The sequence below is a fragment of the Clostridium simiarum genome, assembly GCF_018919175.1.
Taxonomy (GTDB): Bacteria; Bacillota; Clostridia; order Clostridiales; family Clostridiaceae; genus Clostridium_L; species Clostridium_L simiarum.
In genome coordinates, this window is record NZ_JAHLQL010000002.1 from 1 (window position 1) to 19,553 (window position 19,553).

Below are 19,553 nucleotides of genomic sequence, written 5' to 3' on the forward strand. Positions count from 1 at the left end.
GTCAGAGGTGTAAGTGCAGCAATGTATTTAGCTGACTGATACTAATAGGTCGAGGGCTTGACCAAATTTTTAAACCATATGCAGTTTTGAAAGAATAATTTTTCAAAAACTATTGACAAAAATGTAAAAACATATTAAAATTTTAATTGTCGGCTTTTAAAAAGCTTATGTGGCTGGATAGCTCAGTCGGTAGAGCAGAGGACTGAAAATCCTCGTGTCCCTGGTTCGATTCCTGGTCCAGCCACCATTTTTATGGCGCTATAGCCAAGTGGTAAGGCAAAGGTCTGCAAAACCTCTATCCCCCGGTTCAAATCCGGGTGGCGCCTCCAAAAAAAGTTTTAGAACTAACTGTTCTAAAACTTTTTTGTTTTATACACAGAGTTATTGCCTTTAGAGGGAGTTTCTGCTTCCGATAAAGCTTAGAAATCATTATCCAGAGACCTAGCCGCTCTTTAAGAAGATGGAGCATTAGAGCGGGTAGTCATCGGATAAAAGCTTAGTAAATAAGGCGTAGTTTAAAGTTATTTATAATTAATAGCTATTTAAATTATAAATAACTTTAAACTAATAGTCGTTCACATATTTCAATTTTCTTTTCATTAGTATTAATTTTACATCTAGCACCTATAGGAAGTATAAGATTTGTACTTCCATGACCACTACTAATTCCAATAACGGTGGGCTTATTAAAAGACAGTAAATCTTTTTTTAGAACTTCTTCTAATGAAAAGGACATACTATTTGAGCTATGGCAGTCTATAAAGTCACCTACAATAAACCCCTTACATTCACTAAGTTTATTACAAAGTTTTAATTGAGTTAACATCCTATCTATTTTATAAGGTTCTTCATCCACATCTTCAATAAACAAGATTTTATCTTTTGTATCTATCTCATAATCAGTTCCTAATGTGCTACATATTAAAGAAAGATTTCCCCCTACTAATATACCATCTGCAGATTCAGAACCGTAAAATCTCATCATATTTGTTTTAGGATTAATTATTTCAAAAGTATCACTATTTTTCATAAGAGTGTTTACAAAACTTTTGAGATTATATATATTCATCATGTCTGAATTTATCATAGGACCATGGAAAGTAATTAATGAGGATTTTTCATAGATAGCATTTAATAATGCAGTTATATCACTAAATCCCATGAATATCTTAGGATTTTTCCTTATAATTTCAAAATTTAAATAGGGCAATATTCTTAAGGAGCCATAGCCACCTCTAAAACAAATTATAGCCTTAACAGAATCATCTAAAAAGGCATCCATAACATCTTTGGCTCTGTCTATATCTTGTCCAGCTAAGTAACCATATTTATTATATAAATGCTCTGCTCTTTTTATGTTAAACCCTAAAGAACTAATAATGCTTATTTTTTCGTCAATTAAAGAATTATCTTCAAAACCAGCAGGGGCTACCACTGCAATTGTATCTCCAAACTCTAGCTTGTTTGCTAACATATTTAAACCTCCAAAAATAAAAATACTAATCTTTATATGTTATGCAACATATTATAAGAATTAGTATTTTAAATCACATATTATTGTAATTATTATATAAATAATAATTAATTTTAAAACATATCCTTCTTGCTTAAAAATACAGTTACTATTATGCACAGCGCTATAATGGAAACTAAAACTATTAAAAATCCATTTTGATGTGCTGATAGAGGAATTCCCGAAAGATTCATACCAAATAAACCAGAAATCATATTGGGTATGGCCATTACTATGGTAACTGAAGCTAGAAGTTTCATTACTATATTTAAGTTATTAGATATAACTGAAGCAAAGGCATCCATAGTACCACTTAATATATTACTATAGATATTAGCCATTTCTATGGCTTGCTTATTTTCAATTATAACATCTTCAAGGAGATCTTTATCATCTTCATATTTTTGAAGTATTTCTAATTTAAGCATTTTTTCTAAGGTTATTTCATTTGACTTTAAAGAAGTAGAAAAGTAAACTAAGGACTTTTCTAAAGATAAGAGTTGAATGAGTTCTCTGTTTTTCATAGATTTATGTAATTTTTTTTCTACAAGTAAGCTTTTTTTATCTATTTGTCTTAAGTAAAGAAGATAGTAGGTGGCTATTCTACTTAATATTTGAAGTATAAATCTAGATTTTTTGAAAGTAAAAAAAGATTTGATTTTATTATCTACAAAATCAGTTAATACTTTACTATTTTTAAGGCATACAGTAATTATTTCTTTTTCGCTATGAATTATAGCTAAGGGATAAGTATCATAAGTTAAGGAGTTATCATCCATTTCTGTAAAGGGGATATCTACAATAACTAATATATTATTTTCTTCTATGTCTATCCGTGAAGTTTCCTCATCATCTAAAGGCGCTTTTAGAAAATCTAGAGGAACCTTAGTTTTTTTAGAAATTAAAAGAAGTTCTTCTTCAGATGGATCTATAATATTTATCCAACAACCAGGCTCTAATTCATCAATTTGTTTTAAAGTAGTATATTTTTCATTTGTAGTTTTATAAATAGATATCACGCTAACACCTTCCTTTGAGGTTTTAAATAAGCAAATTAAATATTCAAATATATAATAAAGTATATTAAACGTAAAAACAATTATTTTTTAAGTTTAGTATGTTAAATTTACCATAACATTATTATCACTTTATATTCTAGAGAACTTGAGATTATTAAAGATATAAAGAACTTGGCCACAGAAAAACAATTCAACTTGTAATTATGAATCTAATTAAGGATTAAAGGCTGAAATTAGGGATTAATCACTGTGGATTAAAAGCAAAAACCCTAGTATAATCTCTATGTTACCAAAAAAAATACATTATATCGGGGGATTTATATGAGAACAATGTACAAAGAAGTTGTAACGAGAAGAAGGATACCTGTTATAGTTTCTATACTGCTGGGGCTTATTATAATGATAATAATTGCTAATATTGTTGAAGAGATTAAGATTGCAAATTATGAAATTGGGTTTATAACAAATCCAGTATTCTTTACTATAACATCTATAGTGATTTTTCTAGAATTATTAAAATGTAAAGTTAAATATAAATATTCTATAATTTCTAACCAGCTTATTATACATAGGCTTAAAAACAAAGAACAAAGTGTAGTAGAAAATGTTCAGCTTGAAGATATAGTTTTTATAGGAAAAGTAAGAGATATAAAAAGTAATATAAGCAAGGATATGAAAGAGGTAGTGAATTCTATAGGAACTAAGAGATATGTATGTTCTCCAATAATGCCTAATCAATATTGTTGCATATATAAAAATGGGGCTAAATATAAAAAGTTTTATTTTCAACCAAGTGGAGAGTTCATAAATAAAGTGAATAGTCATCTACAGGCAGCTTAGGTATTGAAAATATAATGTATGAAATTAAAAAAATAGTTTTTGAATAAATTAAAATCTATAAATATAAAAATATTTATTTAATGTAAGCAAAGGCTTAATATGATTTTCTTACTCAATTAATATAAGAAGATCATATTAGAGGCCCTAAGCTTACATTTTTTTATTTTTAAATTATAAAGTAAATCATAAAATGTAAGAGGTTAAATCATAGTTTTGCCTTGTAAAACTCATCTTTAACTTCTTTCAAAAGAGATTCTTTTTCAATTAAATCTAGTGCGGTAAAAGCTAATGCTTTAGCTGTTTTTAAAACTTGCTTTTGTGCAAAGTTACTTAGTGTGGTTAAAGCAAATTCTTCTGTAGCATATTTGATGGAGTTATTTTCTATAATTGAAACATAGGGATGTATACAGGGGACTTTATGGCTTACAGTTCCTAAACTTAAACCTGCTTTTATATCTCTTTTTTCATAAATGTCAATTACTCCACATTCCTTTAGGTTGTGGCAAAATAATCTTGATAAAGTTGCATTTGTTATGAGCTCTCCATAGGGCAATTCATAGAGATTAAAACTATGAGTTATTGATGTTAAGGATGATATAGAGGAGGCTATGGCTTTAACTTTAGCTTCAGTGATTTCTAGAATTTTAGTAGTTTCAGCTCTTATGTATAGATTTGCTTTAGTAGAGTCTGGAACTAATAAAGGGGTTATACCCCCATTTTCTATAATTGGATTTATTATTACTTCTTGAGGAAAAGTTTTAGCTAATCTGTTCAGGCTATCCAGAAAAAATAAAAGTCCTTCAAGGGCATTTAACTTAGAACTTTCCATGTAATTAAACCCTCCATCACTTTGAAAGCTTAAGGACAGGGGTAAGATAGCATAAGAGGTTCCACTTTCATGAGTTTCAGTGTAAGGGTGTGCCATAAGGACAACATCTACATCATCAAAAACTCCTTGTTTTGCAAAGGTCACTTTTGCGCCACCTAGATACTCTCCGGGACAACCTAATAAGACTATACTACCCTTTATGTTATCTATAACTTTTTTTAAACCTAGTGCAGTAGCTATAGAAATTTCTGATATTAGATTATGACCTGTTATATGTCCCTTGTCTTTTATAGCATCATACTCGCATATAAGACATATCTTAGGATGACCTTCACCGTAAGTTGCTTTAAAGGCCGTTTTTATATCTACAAAGTTTTTTTCAATGGTAAATCCTTGGGAGCTTAAAAAGTTAGTTATGTATTCAGAGGCCTTAATTTCTTTATAGCTTTCTTCAGGGTTTTTATAAAGATAGGTAGCTAGATCTAACAAATTATCTTCAAAGGTGGATATATATGAGATTATTTCTTGTTTCATTTAGATAAACCTCCTTATAATAGATTGATTCAATTTTATAGAAAGAGAAAAAAGTTTATGCTTAATATATTTTTCCCTAAATGATATAATTTATAAGGCGTAAAAGTAAGATATATACTAATATAAAACATAATAATTATGATATACAGAAATAAATGTAAAAACAGTAAGTACTTTGTATAAAAATACCATAATTTATATACAAATAAAAAAAGTGGACAAAATAAAATTTGCCATAGTCCTGAATAGAATATATTGTATGAGGCAATAATCCAAGTAATATATACAATAATCATAAGGAGGTGTATATCATTCTAAGTTTTTAGAATGATAAGATTATGAGTAAAGGAATATGTATTCTATGTAGGAAATCTATTAATGATGGTATAATAATAAACGGAAAGTATATATGCAAAGCTTGTGAAGATAGGTTAGTAAACGCCAATGTGGAAACGGATTTTTATGAATATTATAAGGAGTGTATAAAAAAACATCTAGTTGAACACATGGTAAAAAGTAATTATTTAAATATGGAGCAATATAGGGGCTAAAGGACTAATTTATGATTAACGTTATATTTATCTAGGAGGAGAGATTATTTTGCAGGAGATTCCTATGTTAAAAGCACTTTCTGATTATGTGAAGGAAGATAATTCCTTGTTTTGTATGCCAGGGCATAAAGGGGGAAGGGCTTTTAAAAGAGAAATACAAAAGATAAAACTTGAAGATCTAATTTTAAAATCAGACTTAACTGAAGTTGACGGATTAGATAATTTACATGATCCAGAGGGAGTTATAAAGGAAGCAGAAGGCTTATTAAGAGATCTTTATGGTAGTAAGAAATCCTACTTTTTAGTAAATGGAAGTACTAGTGGAAATATGGCCATGATTTTTTCTGCTTTTGAAGAAGGGGATAAAATATTAGTTGAGAGAAACTGCCATAGATCAATATTTAATGGTATAGTAATGAGAAAACTAAATCCCATATACATTAAAAATAAGTTGAGTGAAGAGTTTAATACACCTTTAGGAATTGATATGGAGCACTTAAAAGAAATTATAAATAATCATAATGATATAAAGGGCATAATAATAACATATCCTAATTATTATGGAGTATGCTGTGATTTAGCTCATATTGTTGAGCTTTGTAAAGATAAAAATATAAAGGTATTAGTAGATGCTGCTCATGGAGCTCATTTTGGTATTCATCCAAGGCTTCCCAAAAATCCTATTAAAATAGGTGCTGATATGGTGGTTATGAGTGCTCATAAAACTCTTCCAAGTTTAACACAGAGTGCCTATTTACATGTGGCTAGGGAGGAATTGATAGAAAACACGGATTTTTATGTAAGTGCATTTTTAAGTACAAGTCCCTCGTATATGTTGATGCTTAGCATGGATTATGCAAGATGGTATCTTGAAGAAGAAGGAAAATCTTCTTATGGAAAACTACTTGAAAATATGGATAACTTGAGAGTAAGGTTAAGGGGATTAGAGTTTTTAAAATTATTAGATAGTAATGCTTTAACAGGTTATGATAATATAGATATAGACTTTAGTAGGATTGTAATAAATCTTAGGAAGGATTTAAGTACAAGAAAGGTAGAGGAATATTTAAAAATTAATAAAATCCAAGTTGAGATGATAGATGCATCTAACTTAGTTTTAATACCTTCACCTTTTAATACTATAGAAGACTTTGAGAGATTGTATAAGACTCTTATAAATTTAAATATAGATAAGGTTACAGGAAATCAAATAAAAATTAAGGATTATCCTATACCAAGGCAAGCTATGCTACCTTTTGAAGCCTTTAAAAAGAAAAAAGCTGAAGTTTTATTAGAAGATTCGAGAGGAAAGGTTTCAGCTGTAAATGTTTGCCCTTACCCTCCTGGAACTCCTATAATAGCTATGGGAGAGATTATAGATAAAGAATCTATAGACATGATAAAATACTATTTATCCAATAATATAAATGTAATGGGTATAAGTGAAGGTAGGATATCGGTAATAGTTGATATGGAGGAGAAATATTATGATTAATAAAGGTAAACTTATAATTATTGAAGGTGCAGATGGTAGTGGAAAGAAGACTCAGTCAGATAAGTTATATCAGAGGCTATCCAAAGAAATTAACAATATAATTAAAGTAGAATATCCTAATTATAAAAGCGAATCTTCATCTCTTGTAAAGATGTATCTTAAGGGAGATTTCGGTAATAGTCCAGGAGACGTTAGCCCATATGTATCCTCTACTTTTTTTGCAGCAGACAGATATGCATCATATAAAAAGGAGTGGGAAAAATTTTATATAGAGGGCGGCGTAGTTATAGCAGATAGATATACTACTTCTAATATGGTTCATCAAGCTTCAAAGATAGAAGATGAAGAGGAAAAAGAACGGTTTTTAAATTGGCTTTGGAATTTTGAGTTTGAAATGTACAAGTTACCAGTACCAGATTTAGTTTTATTTTTAGATATGTCTCCTGAATATAGTAAGAAACTCATAAAACATAGAGAAAATAAATTTACGGGAGATAGCGTAAAGGATATACATGAAAGTCACTATGATTATCTTATGGATTCATATAATAATGCTGTAAATTTAGCTAATAAATATAATTGGATTAAAATAAATTGTGTAGATAATGGAATAATAAAGAGTATAGATGAAATTCATGAAGAAATATATGTAAAGGTAATGGAGTACATAAGAGATATCACGAATCTATGATTTGGTGATAGACCTTAAAGTAAATAGCAAAGCCTATGGTTTGATGGTAGTGGCTTACTCTTGGAGTACCATCTGAAGTTATGAAGATGAGTTTCCTAAGTAGAGAACCAAGATCTATGATCTTGTGTGAATCACTTACTCATCTGAAGTTATGAAGATGAGTTTCCTAAGTAGAGAACCAAGATCTATGATCTTGTGTGAATCACTTACTCATCTGAAGTTATGAAGATGAGTTTCCTAAGTAGAGAACCAAGATCTATGATCTTGTGTGAATCACTTACTCATCTGAAGTTATGAAGATGAGTTTCCTATAAATACTACTATCAATAATAGAGAGGGTTTTCACGAAATTTTAAAGAAAAATATCATTAATGTTAATAAACTATTCAGAAATATTAAAGTTGTGATAAAATATATATAAAATAAAGTTAATAAAGGTTAAGAAGCTAACTTTAGGGTAGGAGAGTGTTTGAAATTTAAGAGGAGGTGCTCTTATGAAACTTATAATTGCTATAGTTCAAGATGATGATGCTGGTGATGTGCTAGATGTCTTAACAGAAGGCGGTTTTAGAGTTACTAAACTAGCTACTACAGGCGGATTTTTAAAATCAGGGAATACCACATTGATGATAGGTGTTGAAGAGGAAAATGTAAAAAAAGTATTGGATATGATTGAAGAAACTTGTAGAGTAAGACAACAAGTGGTAACCTCACCTTCACCAATAGCAGGCTCTACAGGAGTATATGTTCCATATCCAGTAGAAGTTGAGGTAGGAGGAGCTACTATATTTGTAGTAGATGTAGACCAATTTATTAAAATTTAAATTAGGAGAAACTTTAAATGCAAAATATCATAGGTCATGAGAAAGTCATATTTAGCTTCTATAATGCTATACAAAATCAAACACTCTCTCATGCCCATCTCCTTATAGGGGAAGATGGCATAGGTAAAAGTATTTTAGCACACAATTTAGCGCTTAAAATCTTAAATAAAGAAGAAGAAGAAAAGCAGTATGCAGATATAATTCATTATAAAAATACTAAAAAGAGTATGGGAGTAAATGAGATTAGAGAGTTAATTGAAGAGATAAATAAAAAACCTTTTGAAGGAAATAAAAAGGTGATTATAATATATGAAGGACAAAAGATGACTACCCAGGCTCAAAATGCTTTTTTAAAAACAATAGAAGAACCACCAAAAGGTGTTTATATAATTATATTATGTGAAAACTCGGAAGCTATTTTAGACACCATAAAATCTAGATGTCAAATACATAAAATGAATATGCTTAAAGAGGATGAAATGAGAAAGTATATAGATAACACTTATCCAGAGTTAGGAGAAGATGACATAAAGGTTATGCTGGCTTTTAGCAATGGTATACCGGGAAGAATAGATAAATTTCTTAAAGATAGTAATTTTAATGATATGAGAAATTTAATTTTAAGTATATTAAAAGATATGAATTGTAAAGACATGGAGTATGTAGTAAAGTATGAAGAAGAGATGATGAAGTATAAAGATAACTATGAAGAACTACTTACTACAATGCTTTTTTTAATAAGGGATATAATGATATATAAAGAAGTTGGAGAGGAATATTCTATAATAAATAAAGATAAAATAAAGGATATAAGTTGCATATCTAAAGAAGTATCTTTTAGTAAGTTGGATAAGTTAGTTAATATAATAAATGATACCAAGTATAGTTTAGATAGAAATACTAATTCAGCAATGACTCTAGATGTTATGTTGCTTAATATATTGGAGGTTTAATATGATAAAAGTAGTAGGGGTGCGTTTTAAAAAGGCTGGAAAGATTTATTATTTTGATCCAGTTGATTTAGATATAGAAAAAGGACAGAATATAATAGTAGAGACAGCAAGAGGGATAGAATTTGGTCAGTGTGTTATAGGATGTAAAGAAGTAAAGGAAGAGGAGATAGTATCTCCATTAAAAACTGTGTTAAGAAAAGCCACAGAAGAGGATATAAAAAGACATCTTGAAAATAAGTCCAAAGAAAAAGATGCCTTTGATATATGTTCTAAAAAAATAAGTGAACATAATTTAGTTATGAAACTTATAGATGTAGAATATACCTTTGATAATAATAAAGTTATATTTTACTTTACTGCAGAAGGAAGAGTAGACTTCAGGGAATTGGTAAAAGACTTAGCCACTATATTTAAAACAAGAATTGAATTAAGGCAGATAGGAGTAAGGGATGAAGCTAAGATGATAGGTGGGCTTGGACCTTGCGGAAGACCTATGTGTTGTTCTTCATTTTTAGGAGATTTTGCCTCAGTTTCAATAAAGATGGCAAAAGAGCAAAATTTATCTCTTAATCCAACTAAAATTTCAGGTATTTGTGGAAGACTTATGTGTTGTTTAAATTATGAACAAGATACCTACGAAGACATTAGAAAGAGACTTCCTAGAGTAGGCTCTATAGTAAAAACTGAAATGGGTAACGGGGAAGTAGTATCAAATAGTGTAGTAAAGGAATTGGTAAAAGTAAAACTTAAGTCTAATGATGAAGAATTTTTAGAAGAATTTAAAATAAGTGAGATATCTATGATATCTGGTTCCTATGAGGGTAGTATAAATGAAGAAGAGATTAAAATAGAGATTACAGATGAGTCAGATAAAGCTTTAATAAAAGATTTATTTAAGGCTGACTAAGGAGGCTAAATCAGATGAAGGCTACTATAAAAGTTTGCAATATGAATACAAATCAAGATGTAGATAAGGTGAAAAAAGCCATAGCTCAAAATGAAGGGGTTATAGCTTGCGAAATAACAAAGGATAAAGGTGAAATTCAAATAGTGTATGATAATTATTTTGTTACTGTGGAAGATATAATAGAGTCCATAGAAGACATGGGATACACTGTACTAGAATAAATCCTTAATAATTATTACAGGTTACATATTGTATCTTCAAGAATTATTAAATTTATATTAAACACTATGAAAAACTTCTTTTAAATTTAAATGAAACGTGTTAAAATATAAATGGACATTAGGCTTGTCTAAAATTCTTAGGAGGTGTTTTATATGGCATACAAAATTGTAGATTCATGTGTGAGCTGTGGAGCATGCGCTTCAGAGTGTCCAGTAAACGCTATAAGTCAAGGAGATACTATATACGTTATAGATGCTAATAGTTGCATCGATTGTGGAAACTGTGCTAATGTTTGCCCAGTTGGTGCTCCAGTTCAAGAATAATTTTGAACTGAAAAGAGATCGTCCTTAGGACGGTCTTTTTTTGTTAGAATTTTAACTTAAATTTATTGTAAAGAATTTAGTAAGACTACTTGATTTTGCATTCTGTTTATACTCTCATGCAATATAAGCTCATAACTATCATGTTTTATCACATTTTTTATATTAACTATAAATCTAGAGGCATCTTCAGTTAAAAATAAATAGTTTTTAGTTTTGTAATGCATAGGTATTATTATATTACTTTTAATAAGTTTTGTAGTAGAATAAGCTTTATTCCCATCCAAAGTGGTATTTCCTCCCACAGGTATAAAAAGCACAGTTAGATCTCCTATCTTTTCTATAAGTTCTTTAGAAGGTATATGACCTATATCTCCAAAATGACATAGATTAAAATTTTCTGTAGATATTGTATACACTATATTTTCTCCTCTTTTTAAACCACCATAATCATCGTGATAGGATGAATATCCTTGTATTTTAAGATCTTTAAAAACATATGGTTTAGCTTCATCAATTATTAATGAGCTACTTTTAAAGGGATCTATATATGAATGATCAAAATGCTTATGGCTCGTGGTTACTACATCTATGGTAGGATAAACCTCATATAAGGAGTCTAAATCCATTCCTTCAAAAGGATCTACTAATATGCTAGTGTTTTCAGAAGTTATTATTAAAAAACAAGAATGACCAATCCAATTTATTCGCATAATTTTCACCTCATAAGTAGTATAACCAATAGCTAAATTAGTTATAATATTAAATAGACTAAGGAAATTTAGATTTTAGAAAAGTATTAAAATTATTAATTACGATATATAGAAAATAAAAGAAAGAACTAAAAAATAAAAGCAAGGGCAAATTAAATAGATATAATTATAGAATTTAACGGTTTTTACAATAAAAGTTTTAAATTTGTCTATTGAATAAAATCTAAAAAAATAATATGATAAAAGTAAGGTCAAAGAAAGACAAAGTCAAAGAGGTGACAGAATGGCTAGATTATCGGATATAATAGAAGATTTTATCAAATCACTTTTAGAAGAAAGTGAAGAAAAGGAACTACAGATACAAAGAAATGAACTAGCAACTCATTTTAGTTGCGCTCCTTCTCAGATTAACTATGTTTTAACTACTAGGTTTACCACAGAAAAGGGATATATAATTGAGAGTAGACGCGGCGGTGGTGGCTATATAATAATAAAGCAAGTTAGATATAATGACTATAAAAAGATAAGAGACATAATAAACCAGCGAATTGGAGATAGCATAACCTATGACTACTCCTTGTCTCTAGTGGAGGGGCTTATAGAACTTGAGATAATAGGAGAAAGAGAGGGAGATATAATAAAAGCAGCTATGAATGACAGGGTTCTTTCTAGCGTAAGTAGTGAAATGAGAAATAAGATAAGATCTGACCTTTTAAAATCTATGATAATGGTAGTGTTATCTTAAGAACTTATATTTAAAAGAAATGGAGTGATGATGCAGTGTTATGTGAAAGATGTAATGAAAATCCAGCTACAGTTCATATAGTTAAAGTTGTAAATGGAGTAAAAGAAGAGACCAATATATGTGAACAATGTGCTAAAGAGCAAGAAAATTTCGGCATAGGATCAGATTTTAATATGGTTTCCCCTTTTTCATTTCAAAGTTTACTTAGTGGATTAGTAGACTATATAAATCAATCTTCACAAGGTGAACCTTTTAAAGAAATAAGTTGCAAAAATTGTGGTATTACCTATAGTGAATTTAAAAGAAAAGGTCTGTTAGGGTGTAGCAAGTGCTATGATACTTTTAATGAAACAATTATGCCTATTATAAAAAGGGTACAAGGTGATACAGAGCATATTGGTAAGTTACCATTAAAGTCTGGTAAAGAACTTATGGAAAAGAAGAAAGTGATAAATTTAAAGGAAGAATTGCAAAAGGCTATATTAAACGAAGAATATGAAAAAGCAGCTATGATAAGGGATGAATTAAAAGCCCTTCAAAAATCAGAGTAGGAGGGATAGTATGAAAAATTGGATAAGCAATTCTACAGATAATAATGATATGGTTCTAAGCAGTAGAGTAAGATTTGCAAGAAATATAAAAAACTTTCCTTTTCCTCATAAATTAGATGAAGATAGAGGTAAATCTTTAGCTAAAGATATTGAAAATACTTTTTATGAAATAGAAGAAATTAAAGATGAATTTAATAATGTTGATCTTTGGGAAATAGGTGAAAATCAAGGGAGAAACTATTTAGAAAAGCACCTTATTAGTACTAATCTTTTAAATTCAAGAAATAAATCTGCCTTTATATTAAGTAAAGATGAAACTATAAGTCTTATGATAAATGAAGAGGACCATATAAGACTTCAGTGTATAACGGCTGGATTTAATATAAAGGAAGCTTATGAAGTAGCTAATAAAATAGATGATGCTTTAGAAGCAAGGCTAGACTTTGCATTTGATGAAAAGTTAGGATATTTAACTGCCTGCCCGACTAATTTAGGAACGGGAATGAGAGTATCTGCTATGCTTCACCTTCCTGCACTTACTATGAAGGATGAAATTAATGATGCTTTAAAGGCTCTTACTCAGCTGGGTATGACATTAAGAGGTCTTTATGGGGAAGGATCCAAAGCGGAAGGAAATATATATCAGGTGTCAAATCAAATAACTCTTGGTATGAAAGAAGAAGATATATTAAGCAATTTAGAGGCTGTGGTGGCTCAATTAATATCACAGGAAAATAGAGCTAGGGATCAGCTTTTAGGAAGATATAAATATGAATTAGAGGATAAAATATATAGATCTTTAGGAGTGCTTAAAAATGCAAGAATTTTAACTTCAAAAGAGGCATTAGATTTGCTTTCTAATGTAAGAATGGGAGTTGAAATGTCAATACTAAAAGATATAGATAAAGTTAAGCTTAATAAGTTATTAGTAGAAACTCAACCAGCTACACTACAATTAGTTACTGGTAAAGAATTAAAAGCAAAAGATCGGGATATTGAAAGAGCAAACCTTATAAGAAGATATTTTGATGGAAAGTAATAGGAGGTGTAAAGACGCATATGATGTTTGAAAGATTTACAGAAAGAGCACAAAAGGTGGTTATATATGCTCAGGAAGCAGCCTTGGATTTTAAACATGGATTTATAGGTACAGAGCATATTTTGTTAGGAATATTGAAAGAGGAAGGCATAAGTAAAGATATACTAAATGGAATGGGAGTTTCTTTAGAAGCTGTTAAGACATTAGTAGATCAATTAGAAGGAAAAGGAGAGGTAACTTTATATAAAAATGAGATTCCACTTACGCCTAGGACCAAAAGATTGTTGGATCTAAGCTTATTGGAAGCTAGAAATTTAAATAATAATTATATAACTCCAGAACACATATTGCTGGCTCTCATAAGGGAACCAGAAGGAGTAGCCTTTACTATATTAAATAATCTTAATGTAAACTTTGATAAGTTAAGAAATCAACTTATAAATAGCTTAACAGGACAAAATATTACAAACACAACTAATAATAGTGAAAAGCAAAAGAAGAGTACAGCTACACCTACCCTTGATCAATATGGTAGGGATTTAACGGAAATGGCTAGAGAGGGAAAGTTAGATCCTGTAGTAGGAAGAGATTCAGAAACTCAAAGGGTATTAGAGATATTATCTAGAAGAACAAAGAATAATCCTTGTTTCATAGGTGATCCAGGAGTAGGAAAGACAGCTATAGTGGAAGGATTAGCACAGAAAGTTGTTCAGGGCAATATACCAGAGCTTTTAAGAGATAAAAGAGTGGTAACTTTAGATCTTTCAGCTATGATAGCAGGAGCGAAATATAGAGGAGAATTTGAAGAAAGACTTAAAAAGGTTATGGAGGAGATTAGAAAGGCTGGTAATATAATATTATTTATAGATGAAATTCATACAATGGTAGGTGCAGGAGGAGCTGAAGGAGCTATAGATGCTTCAAACATATTAAAGCCATCTTTAGCTAGAGGAGAAATTCAGTGTGTTGGTGCTACCACCATAGATGAATATAGAAAGTATATAGAAAAAGATGCTGCCTTAGAAAGAAGATTTCAACCAGTGATGGTAGGAGAACCTACTGTAGGGGAGGCTCTACAGATATTAAAAGGGTTAAGAGATAAATATGAAGCTCATCATAGAGTTAAGATAACTGACGAGGCTTTAGAGGCAGCAGTTAATTTATCAGATAGATATATAACAGATAGATATCTTCCAGACAAAGCTATTGACCTTATTGATGAAGCAGCAGCTAAGGTTAGAATACAAAACCTAACTGCTCCACCAGATTTAAAGAGGATGGAAGAAGAGATAGAAAGAGTAGCAAAAGAAAAAGAAGATGCTATTAGGTTACAGGATTTTGAAAAGGCAGCAGGGCTAAGAGATAAGGAAAAAGAGTATAAAGATAAGCTTGAAGCTTTTAAAAATCAATGGCATACTCAAAATAATATGCAAACTCAAATGGTAGATGAAGAGGATATTGCTACAGTGGTTTCCAGATGGACAAATGTACCAGTGGAAAGACTTACAGAGAAAGAGTCGGAAAAATTATTAAAGTTAGAAGAAATACTTCATAATAGAGTTATAGGTCAAGAAGAAGCAGTTAAGTCTGTAGCAAGAGCTGTAAGGCGTGCAAGAGTGGGATTAAAAGACCCTAATAGGCCTATAGGATCATTTATATTTCTTGGACCTACAGGGGTAGGTAAAACAGAACTTTCAAAGGCTTTGGCAGAGGCTATGTTTGGTGATGAAAACAATATGATAAGAATAGATATGTCTGAATATATGGAGAAACATACTGTGTCAAAACTTATAGGTTCACCTCCAGGGTATGTGGGTTATGATGAAGGGGGGCAGTTAACTGAAAAAGTTAGAAGACATCCTTACTCTGTAGTTTTATTTGATGAAATTGAGAAAGCTCATCCAGACGTATTTAATATATTGCTTCAAATATTAGAAGATGGAAGATTAACTGATGGAAAAGGAAAGACGGTTAATTTTAAAAATACTATAATCATAATGACATCAAACGCTGGTGCATCAACGATAAAAAGACAGAAAACTGTAGGATTTACATTAGATGATAGTAAGGATTCAGATTATGAAAAGATGAAAGATAACATAATGGAGGAATTAAAGAGAAGCTTTAGACCAGAGTTTTTAAATAGAATTGATGATATAATAGTATTTCATGCTCTAGAAGAAAAAGATTTAATTAAAATAGTAGATTTAATGTTAAGCTCTGTAAATAAAAGATTAAAAGAACAAGGTATAAATATGAATTTTGATGAGGAGAGTAAAAAACTCTTAGCAAAAGAAGGTGTAGATATGGTTTATGGTGCTAGGCCACTTAGAAGAGCTATAACTAAAACCGTTGAAGACAAACTAAGTGAAGAGATACTAAGAGGGAATATATCTCAAGGTAATGAAGTAGATGTATTAGTAGAAGAAGACAAATTAGTGTTTAAAAAAAGAGATCTTAATGTTAAATAATAGATGAAAATGAAGGAGCTTTTCATTGTATTTTGAAAAGCTCCTTTAATATTAGTTTTATGTATTTTATGCAGAGTTTTAAATAATAATATATTTTATAAGAACTATTATTTATTTCTTGGAATTAATAGGGTATATTATATACATACAGTAATAAAATTAGATGCAGATATTTACAAAAGATCGAAATACTGCATAAGTAGAAGGGAGCGAATTTACTTGAAGTTTAATATTAATGATATATACCACGGATTTAAACTTATTGAAGAAGTAGAATTAAAAGAAATAGATTCTATAGGTAGAATATTTCAGCATCAAAAAACAGGAGCTAAACTTATAAATATTCAAAATGATGATGATAATAAGGTTTTTACCATAGGGTTTAAAACCCCACCAGAAAATAGTACCGGAGTTCCTCATATAATAGAACACGCGGTTTTGGCAGGATCAAGAAAATTTAAAACAAAAGAGCCTTTTGTAGATTTATTGAAGAGTTCTCTTAATACATTCTTAAATGCCATGACATTTCCTGATAGAACCATATATCCTGTGGCAAGTAGAAATCACAAAGATTTCATTAATCTTATAGATGTATATCTAGATGGAGTTTTTTACCCATCTATATATGATAGTGAATACACCTTTATGCAAGAAGGATGGCACTATGTTATAGATGAGAAGACTGGGGAATTAAAATATAATGGGGTAGTTTATAATGAAATGAAGGGCGCCTACTCTTCACCTGATTCATTGGCTTTTGACGGAGTAGTTAGAAATCTTTATAAAGATACTCCTTATGGAAATGATTCAGGAGGAAACCCAGACAATATAACAGATTTAACCTATGAAGAATTTTTAGATTTTCATAGAAAGTATTATCATCCATCTAATAGCCATATGTTTTTATATGGAGATGGAGATGTTTTAAAGATACTAGAGTTTGTAAATGATAATTATATTTCTGATTTTGAAAGATTAGATATTAATGTAGAAATACCTATGCAAGAAAAGTTTGAATCTATGGTTGAAAAAGAAGGTATTTATGGTATATCTAATGATGAAAGTGAGAAAGACAAGACTTATCTTGCCATGGGTTATAGTGTTGGAAGTTTTAATAATCCGGAAGAGCTTTTTGCTTTAGGAATTTTGTATGACATGATTATAGATAACCCTGCTGCTCCAGTCAAAAAGGCATTGATGGATGCAGGAATAGGTAAGTCAGTAGATGGTGGTTTTGAAAGCAGTCTAAAGCAACCTTTATTTTTAATATTAATTAAAGGATCTAATCCAGATGAAAAAGAAAACTTTAAAATGGTTTTAAGAAAGAGTCTTCAAGATTTAGTAAATAATGGAATAGATAAAGATCTAGTTAAGGCATCAATTAATAAAAGAGAATTTGCATTAAGAGAAGCAGACTTTGGAGGGTATCCTAAGGGACTTATATATTATTATAAAGTAGTTCAAAGTTACATGTATGAAGGAAATCCATTCTCCCAACTTCAGTACGATAAAATCATGGAAAATATAAAAAATGGAGTGGATAATAGATATTTCGAAAACCTAATTCAAAAATACCTTCTAGATAATGATCACTGCATTATCTATACTTTAAAGCCTGAAAAGGGGTATACAGATAAGAAGGAAAAAGAAGTTAAGGAAAAGCTAAGTGAAATAAAGTCAAAGTTAACTGAAGAGGATAAAAATAATATAATTTCTAAGGTTAATAAGTTAAGAGAAATACAAGGAACTCCAGATAGTGAAGAGCAGCTTAATACTATACCAACAGTATCTATAAATGATGTTAGTAGCACTAGTGAAGTTCTTCCCTTAGAAGAAAGAAATGAAGAAGATATAAAGGTTTTATATCATGATGTCCACACTAGTAAAATTGGATACTTAAAATTTATATTTGATGCTAGGGTAATACCACAGGAGCTAATACAGTATGGTAAGCTTCTATCTGAAGTATTAGGAAAGATAAGCACTAAGAATTACGGCTACTCAAAACTTATAAATGAGATTTCTATCCACACTGGTGGGATTAGATTTATGTTAAATAATTATACTGAACATAGCAATAAGGATGAATACTATCCAAAGTTTATAGTTAGAGCTAAAGCTTTAGATAATGAGCTTAATAAAACCATGGAATTAATATTAGAGATATTAAATAATACTAAGTTTGAAGAAAAAAATCTTATAATACAAACTATAAGAGAAAATAAAGCAAATCAAGAGGCTATGATACAAAGCTCTGGAAATATTGTGGCAGCAAGAAGACTTTTATCTTATTTATCACAAAAGGCATCTTATGATGAACATATTTATGGAATAGGGTACTATAGATTTTTGTGTGATTTAGAACGTAACTTTAATAATAAGTGGGAGGAAATAACTTCAAATTTAGAAAAAGTATCGAAAATATTATTTAATAGAGATAATATGATAATGAGTTTTGCTGGAGATAAAGAGGATTATGAAATCTTTAAAAACAATTTAAAGCAGGTAAAAAATTCATTAAATAAAGAAGAAAATAAATACTATAACTATAAGTTTTCAAATGAAAATATTAATGAAGGATTAACTACCCAAGCCAATGTACAATATGTTGCTAAGGGAGGTAATTTTAAAGAAGCAGGATTCAAATATGGTGGAGCCCTTCTAGTACTTCAAACCATAGCGAAATATGACTATCTATGGAACAAGGTAAGAATAAAGGGTGGAGCTTACGGAGTATCTTTAGATTTTGGAATGTCAGGTAATTTATATATTTCATCTTATAGGGATCCAAATGTAGTAGACACATTAAAGGCTTATGATGATATGGGAGATTATTTGAGAAGTTTTAATGTTTCAAAGAAAGACATGGAGAAATATATAATAGGAGCTATAAGGGACCTAGACTCTCCTTTAACAAGTTCTATGAAAGCAGAAAGAGCTATGGAGTTTTATTTTAATCATATAACTCAAGAGATGATACAAAAGGAGAGAGAAGAGGTTTTAAATACAAGTATAGAAGATATTAAAGCTCTATCAGATTTGATGGATGCTGTTATGAAGCAAAACTATATTTGTGTACTAGGAAATGAAGGTAAAATAAGAGAAAATAAGGACATATTTAAAACTATAGTAAGTGCTATAGAATAATATAGAATACTTAGTATATAGATATAAAACATAATGTGGATAAAAGCTATTTTTTATCCACATTATTATTTAAAAGTTTATAAATATATGTGGACAATTTATTAATTAAGTAGACTAAATTATAATTAAATTTTTATTTTCAAAGTTAATTTAGCTCTAAACTGGTCTAGACATCTATAGGTATATAGT

General features: G+C 29.8%; 18 protein-coding genes and 2 tRNA genes. 16 read left to right on the forward strand and 4 right to left on the reverse strand.

Features of this window, described 5'->3' with window-relative positions:
* Positions 1-171: 171 nt before the first annotated feature.
* Both KQI89_RS07910 and KQI89_RS07915 read left to right on the forward strand, forming a co-directional pair.
* Positions 172-247, forward strand: a tRNA-Phe gene (locus KQI89_RS07910).
* 7 nt (positions 248-254) lie between these two features.
* A tRNA-Cys gene (locus KQI89_RS07915) sits at positions 255-329 on the forward strand.
* Positions 330-559: 230 nt separating this feature from the next.
* Here the strand turns inward: KQI89_RS07915 and KQI89_RS07920 are convergent.
* Positions 560-1,474 (reverse strand): S66 peptidase family protein, encoded by a 915-nt coding sequence (locus KQI89_RS07920; RefSeq protein ID WP_216456697.1) that lies wholly within the window; start codon positions 1,472-1,474, stop codon positions 560-562.
* A 113-nt stretch (positions 1,475-1,587) separates the two neighbouring features.
* On the reverse strand, positions 1,588-2,532 hold the full coding sequence (locus KQI89_RS07925; RefSeq protein WP_216456698.1) for a magnesium transporter CorA family protein: 945 nt from the start codon (positions 2,530-2,532) through the stop codon (positions 1,588-1,590).
* Positions 2,533-2,853: 321 nt separating this feature from the next.
* On the opposite strand from KQI89_RS07925, the gene KQI89_RS07930 reads away from it, so the two are divergent.
* Positions 2,854-3,372: a hypothetical protein gene (locus KQI89_RS07930; protein ID WP_032123623.1), complete on the forward strand. Its 519-nt coding sequence runs from the start codon at positions 2,854-2,856 to the stop codon at positions 3,370-3,372.
* Positions 3,373-3,577: 205 nt separating this feature from the next.
* Here the strand turns inward: KQI89_RS07930 and KQI89_RS07935 are convergent, their stop codons facing one another.
* On the reverse strand, positions 3,578-4,735 hold the full coding sequence (locus tag KQI89_RS07935) for a zinc-binding metallopeptidase family protein (RefSeq protein ID WP_216456699.1): 1,158 nt from the start codon (positions 4,733-4,735) through the stop codon (positions 3,578-3,580).
* A gap of 338 nt (positions 4,736-5,073) precedes the next feature.
* On the opposite strand from KQI89_RS07935, the gene KQI89_RS07940 reads away from it, so the two are divergent.
* From KQI89_RS07940 to KQI89_RS07975, 8 genes are all read left to right on the forward strand, one after another.
* Positions 5,074-5,286, forward strand: coding sequence for a sigma factor G inhibitor Gin (locus KQI89_RS07940; RefSeq protein ID WP_216456700.1), 213 nt, complete (start codon positions 5,074-5,076; stop codon positions 5,284-5,286).
* Between the two features lie 49 nt (positions 5,287-5,335).
* The gene (locus tag KQI89_RS07945; RefSeq protein ID WP_216456701.1) at positions 5,336-6,781 is read left to right on the forward strand and encodes an aminotransferase class I/II-fold pyridoxal phosphate-dependent enzyme; all 1,446 of its coding nucleotides are present in this window, start codon (positions 5,336-5,338) and stop codon (positions 6,779-6,781) included.
* Positions 6,777-7,472, forward strand: a complete 696-nt coding sequence (locus tag KQI89_RS07950; RefSeq protein ID WP_096878010.1) for a dTMP kinase — start codon at positions 6,777-6,779, stop codon at positions 7,470-7,472. Before KQI89_RS07945 ends, KQI89_RS07950 begins: the two co-directional genes overlap by 5 nt.
* A gap of 494 nt (positions 7,473-7,966) precedes the next feature.
* Positions 7,967-8,296 carry a cyclic-di-AMP receptor gene (locus tag KQI89_RS07955; protein WP_032123628.1) on the forward strand — a complete coding sequence of 110 codons (330 nt, stop codon included), beginning with the start codon at positions 7,967-7,969 and terminating at the stop codon, positions 8,294-8,296.
* A gap of 17 nt (positions 8,297-8,313) precedes the next feature.
* Complete coding sequence (locus tag KQI89_RS07960) at positions 8,314-9,249, forward strand: DNA polymerase III subunit delta' (RefSeq protein ID WP_216456702.1); 936 nt, start codon at positions 8,314-8,316, stop codon at positions 9,247-9,249.
* Position 9,250: 1 nt separating this feature from the next.
* Positions 9,251-10,156, forward strand: a complete 906-nt coding sequence (locus KQI89_RS07965; protein ID WP_032123630.1) for a PSP1 domain-containing protein — start codon at positions 9,251-9,253, stop codon at positions 10,154-10,156.
* Between the two features lie 14 nt (positions 10,157-10,170).
* A complete protein-coding gene (locus KQI89_RS07970; protein WP_032123631.1) occupies positions 10,171-10,377 on the forward strand; it encodes a heavy-metal-associated domain-containing protein in 207 nt (68 codons plus the stop codon).
* Positions 10,378-10,530: 153 nt separating this feature from the next.
* The gene (locus tag KQI89_RS07975) at positions 10,531-10,701 is read left to right on the forward strand and encodes a DUF362 domain-containing protein (RefSeq protein WP_032123632.1); all 171 of its coding nucleotides are present in this window, start codon (positions 10,531-10,533) and stop codon (positions 10,699-10,701) included.
* 62 nt (positions 10,702-10,763) lie between these two features.
* Here the strand turns inward: KQI89_RS07975 and KQI89_RS07980 are convergent, their stop codons facing one another.
* A complete protein-coding gene (locus tag KQI89_RS07980) occupies positions 10,764-11,411 on the reverse strand; it encodes an MBL fold metallo-hydrolase (RefSeq protein ID WP_216456703.1) in 648 nt (215 codons plus the stop codon).
* 283 nt (positions 11,412-11,694) lie between these two features.
* Between KQI89_RS07980 and KQI89_RS07985 the strand changes: the two genes are divergently transcribed.
* The 5 genes from KQI89_RS07985 to KQI89_RS08005 all read left to right on the forward strand — a co-directional run bounded on the left by KQI89_RS07985 (position 11,695) and on the right by KQI89_RS08005 (position 19,364).
* Positions 11,695-12,156 carry a CtsR family transcriptional regulator gene (locus tag KQI89_RS07985; protein ID WP_032123634.1) on the forward strand — a complete coding sequence of 154 codons (462 nt, stop codon included), beginning with the start codon at positions 11,695-11,697 and terminating at the stop codon, positions 12,154-12,156.
* A gap of 35 nt (positions 12,157-12,191) precedes the next feature.
* Positions 12,192-12,707 carry a UvrB/UvrC motif-containing protein gene (locus KQI89_RS07990; protein ID WP_032123635.1) on the forward strand — a complete coding sequence of 172 codons (516 nt, stop codon included), beginning with the start codon at positions 12,192-12,194 and terminating at the stop codon, positions 12,705-12,707.
* A 10-nt stretch (positions 12,708-12,717) separates the two neighbouring features.
* Positions 12,718-13,746 carry a protein arginine kinase gene (locus tag KQI89_RS07995; protein ID WP_216456704.1) on the forward strand — a complete coding sequence of 343 codons (1,029 nt, stop codon included), beginning with the start codon at positions 12,718-12,720 and terminating at the stop codon, positions 13,744-13,746.
* Positions 13,747-13,766: 20 nt separating this feature from the next.
* On the forward strand, positions 13,767-16,217 hold the full coding sequence (locus KQI89_RS08000) for an ATP-dependent Clp protease ATP-binding subunit (protein WP_216456705.1): 2,451 nt from the start codon (positions 13,767-13,769) through the stop codon (positions 16,215-16,217).
* Between the two features lie 219 nt (positions 16,218-16,436).
* Positions 16,437-19,364, forward strand: a complete 2,928-nt coding sequence (locus KQI89_RS08005; RefSeq protein WP_216456706.1) for an insulinase family protein — start codon at positions 16,437-16,439, stop codon at positions 19,362-19,364.
* Positions 19,365-19,553: the final 189 nt, after the last annotated feature.

Coding starts and splice junctions, on each gene's coding strand:
- KQI89_RS07920 (WP_216456697.1), bottom strand. CDS start 1,474: ATGTTAGCAAACAAGCTAGAGTTTGGAGATACAATTGCAGTGGTAGCC.
- KQI89_RS07970 (WP_032123631.1), top strand. CDS start 10,171: ATGAAGGCTACTATAAAAGTTTGCAATATGAATACAAATCAAGATGTA.
- KQI89_RS07980 (WP_216456703.1), bottom strand. CDS start 11,411: ATGCGAATAAATTGGATTGGTCATTCTTGTTTTTTAATAATAACTTCT.
- KQI89_RS07975 (WP_032123632.1), top strand. CDS start 10,531: ATGGCATACAAAATTGTAGATTCATGTGTGAGCTGTGGAGCATGCGCT.
- KQI89_RS07985 (WP_032123634.1), top strand. CDS start 11,695: ATGGCTAGATTATCGGATATAATAGAAGATTTTATCAAATCACTTTTA.
- KQI89_RS07940 (WP_216456700.1), top strand. CDS start 5,074: ATGAGTAAAGGAATATGTATTCTATGTAGGAAATCTATTAATGATGGT.
- KQI89_RS07955 (WP_032123628.1), top strand. CDS start 7,967: ATGAAACTTATAATTGCTATAGTTCAAGATGATGATGCTGGTGATGTG.
- KQI89_RS08000 (WP_216456705.1), top strand. CDS start 13,767: ATGATGTTTGAAAGATTTACAGAAAGAGCACAAAAGGTGGTTATATAT.
- KQI89_RS07935 (WP_216456699.1), bottom strand. CDS start 4,735: ATGAAACAAGAAATAATCTCATATATATCCACCTTTGAAGATAATTTG.
- KQI89_RS07930 (WP_032123623.1), top strand. CDS start 2,854: ATGAGAACAATGTACAAAGAAGTTGTAACGAGAAGAAGGATACCTGTT.
- KQI89_RS07960 (WP_216456702.1), top strand. CDS start 8,314: ATGCAAAATATCATAGGTCATGAGAAAGTCATATTTAGCTTCTATAAT.
- KQI89_RS07995 (WP_216456704.1), top strand. CDS start 12,718: ATGAAAAATTGGATAAGCAATTCTACAGATAATAATGATATGGTTCTA.
- KQI89_RS07965 (WP_032123630.1), top strand. CDS start 9,251: ATGATAAAAGTAGTAGGGGTGCGTTTTAAAAAGGCTGGAAAGATTTAT.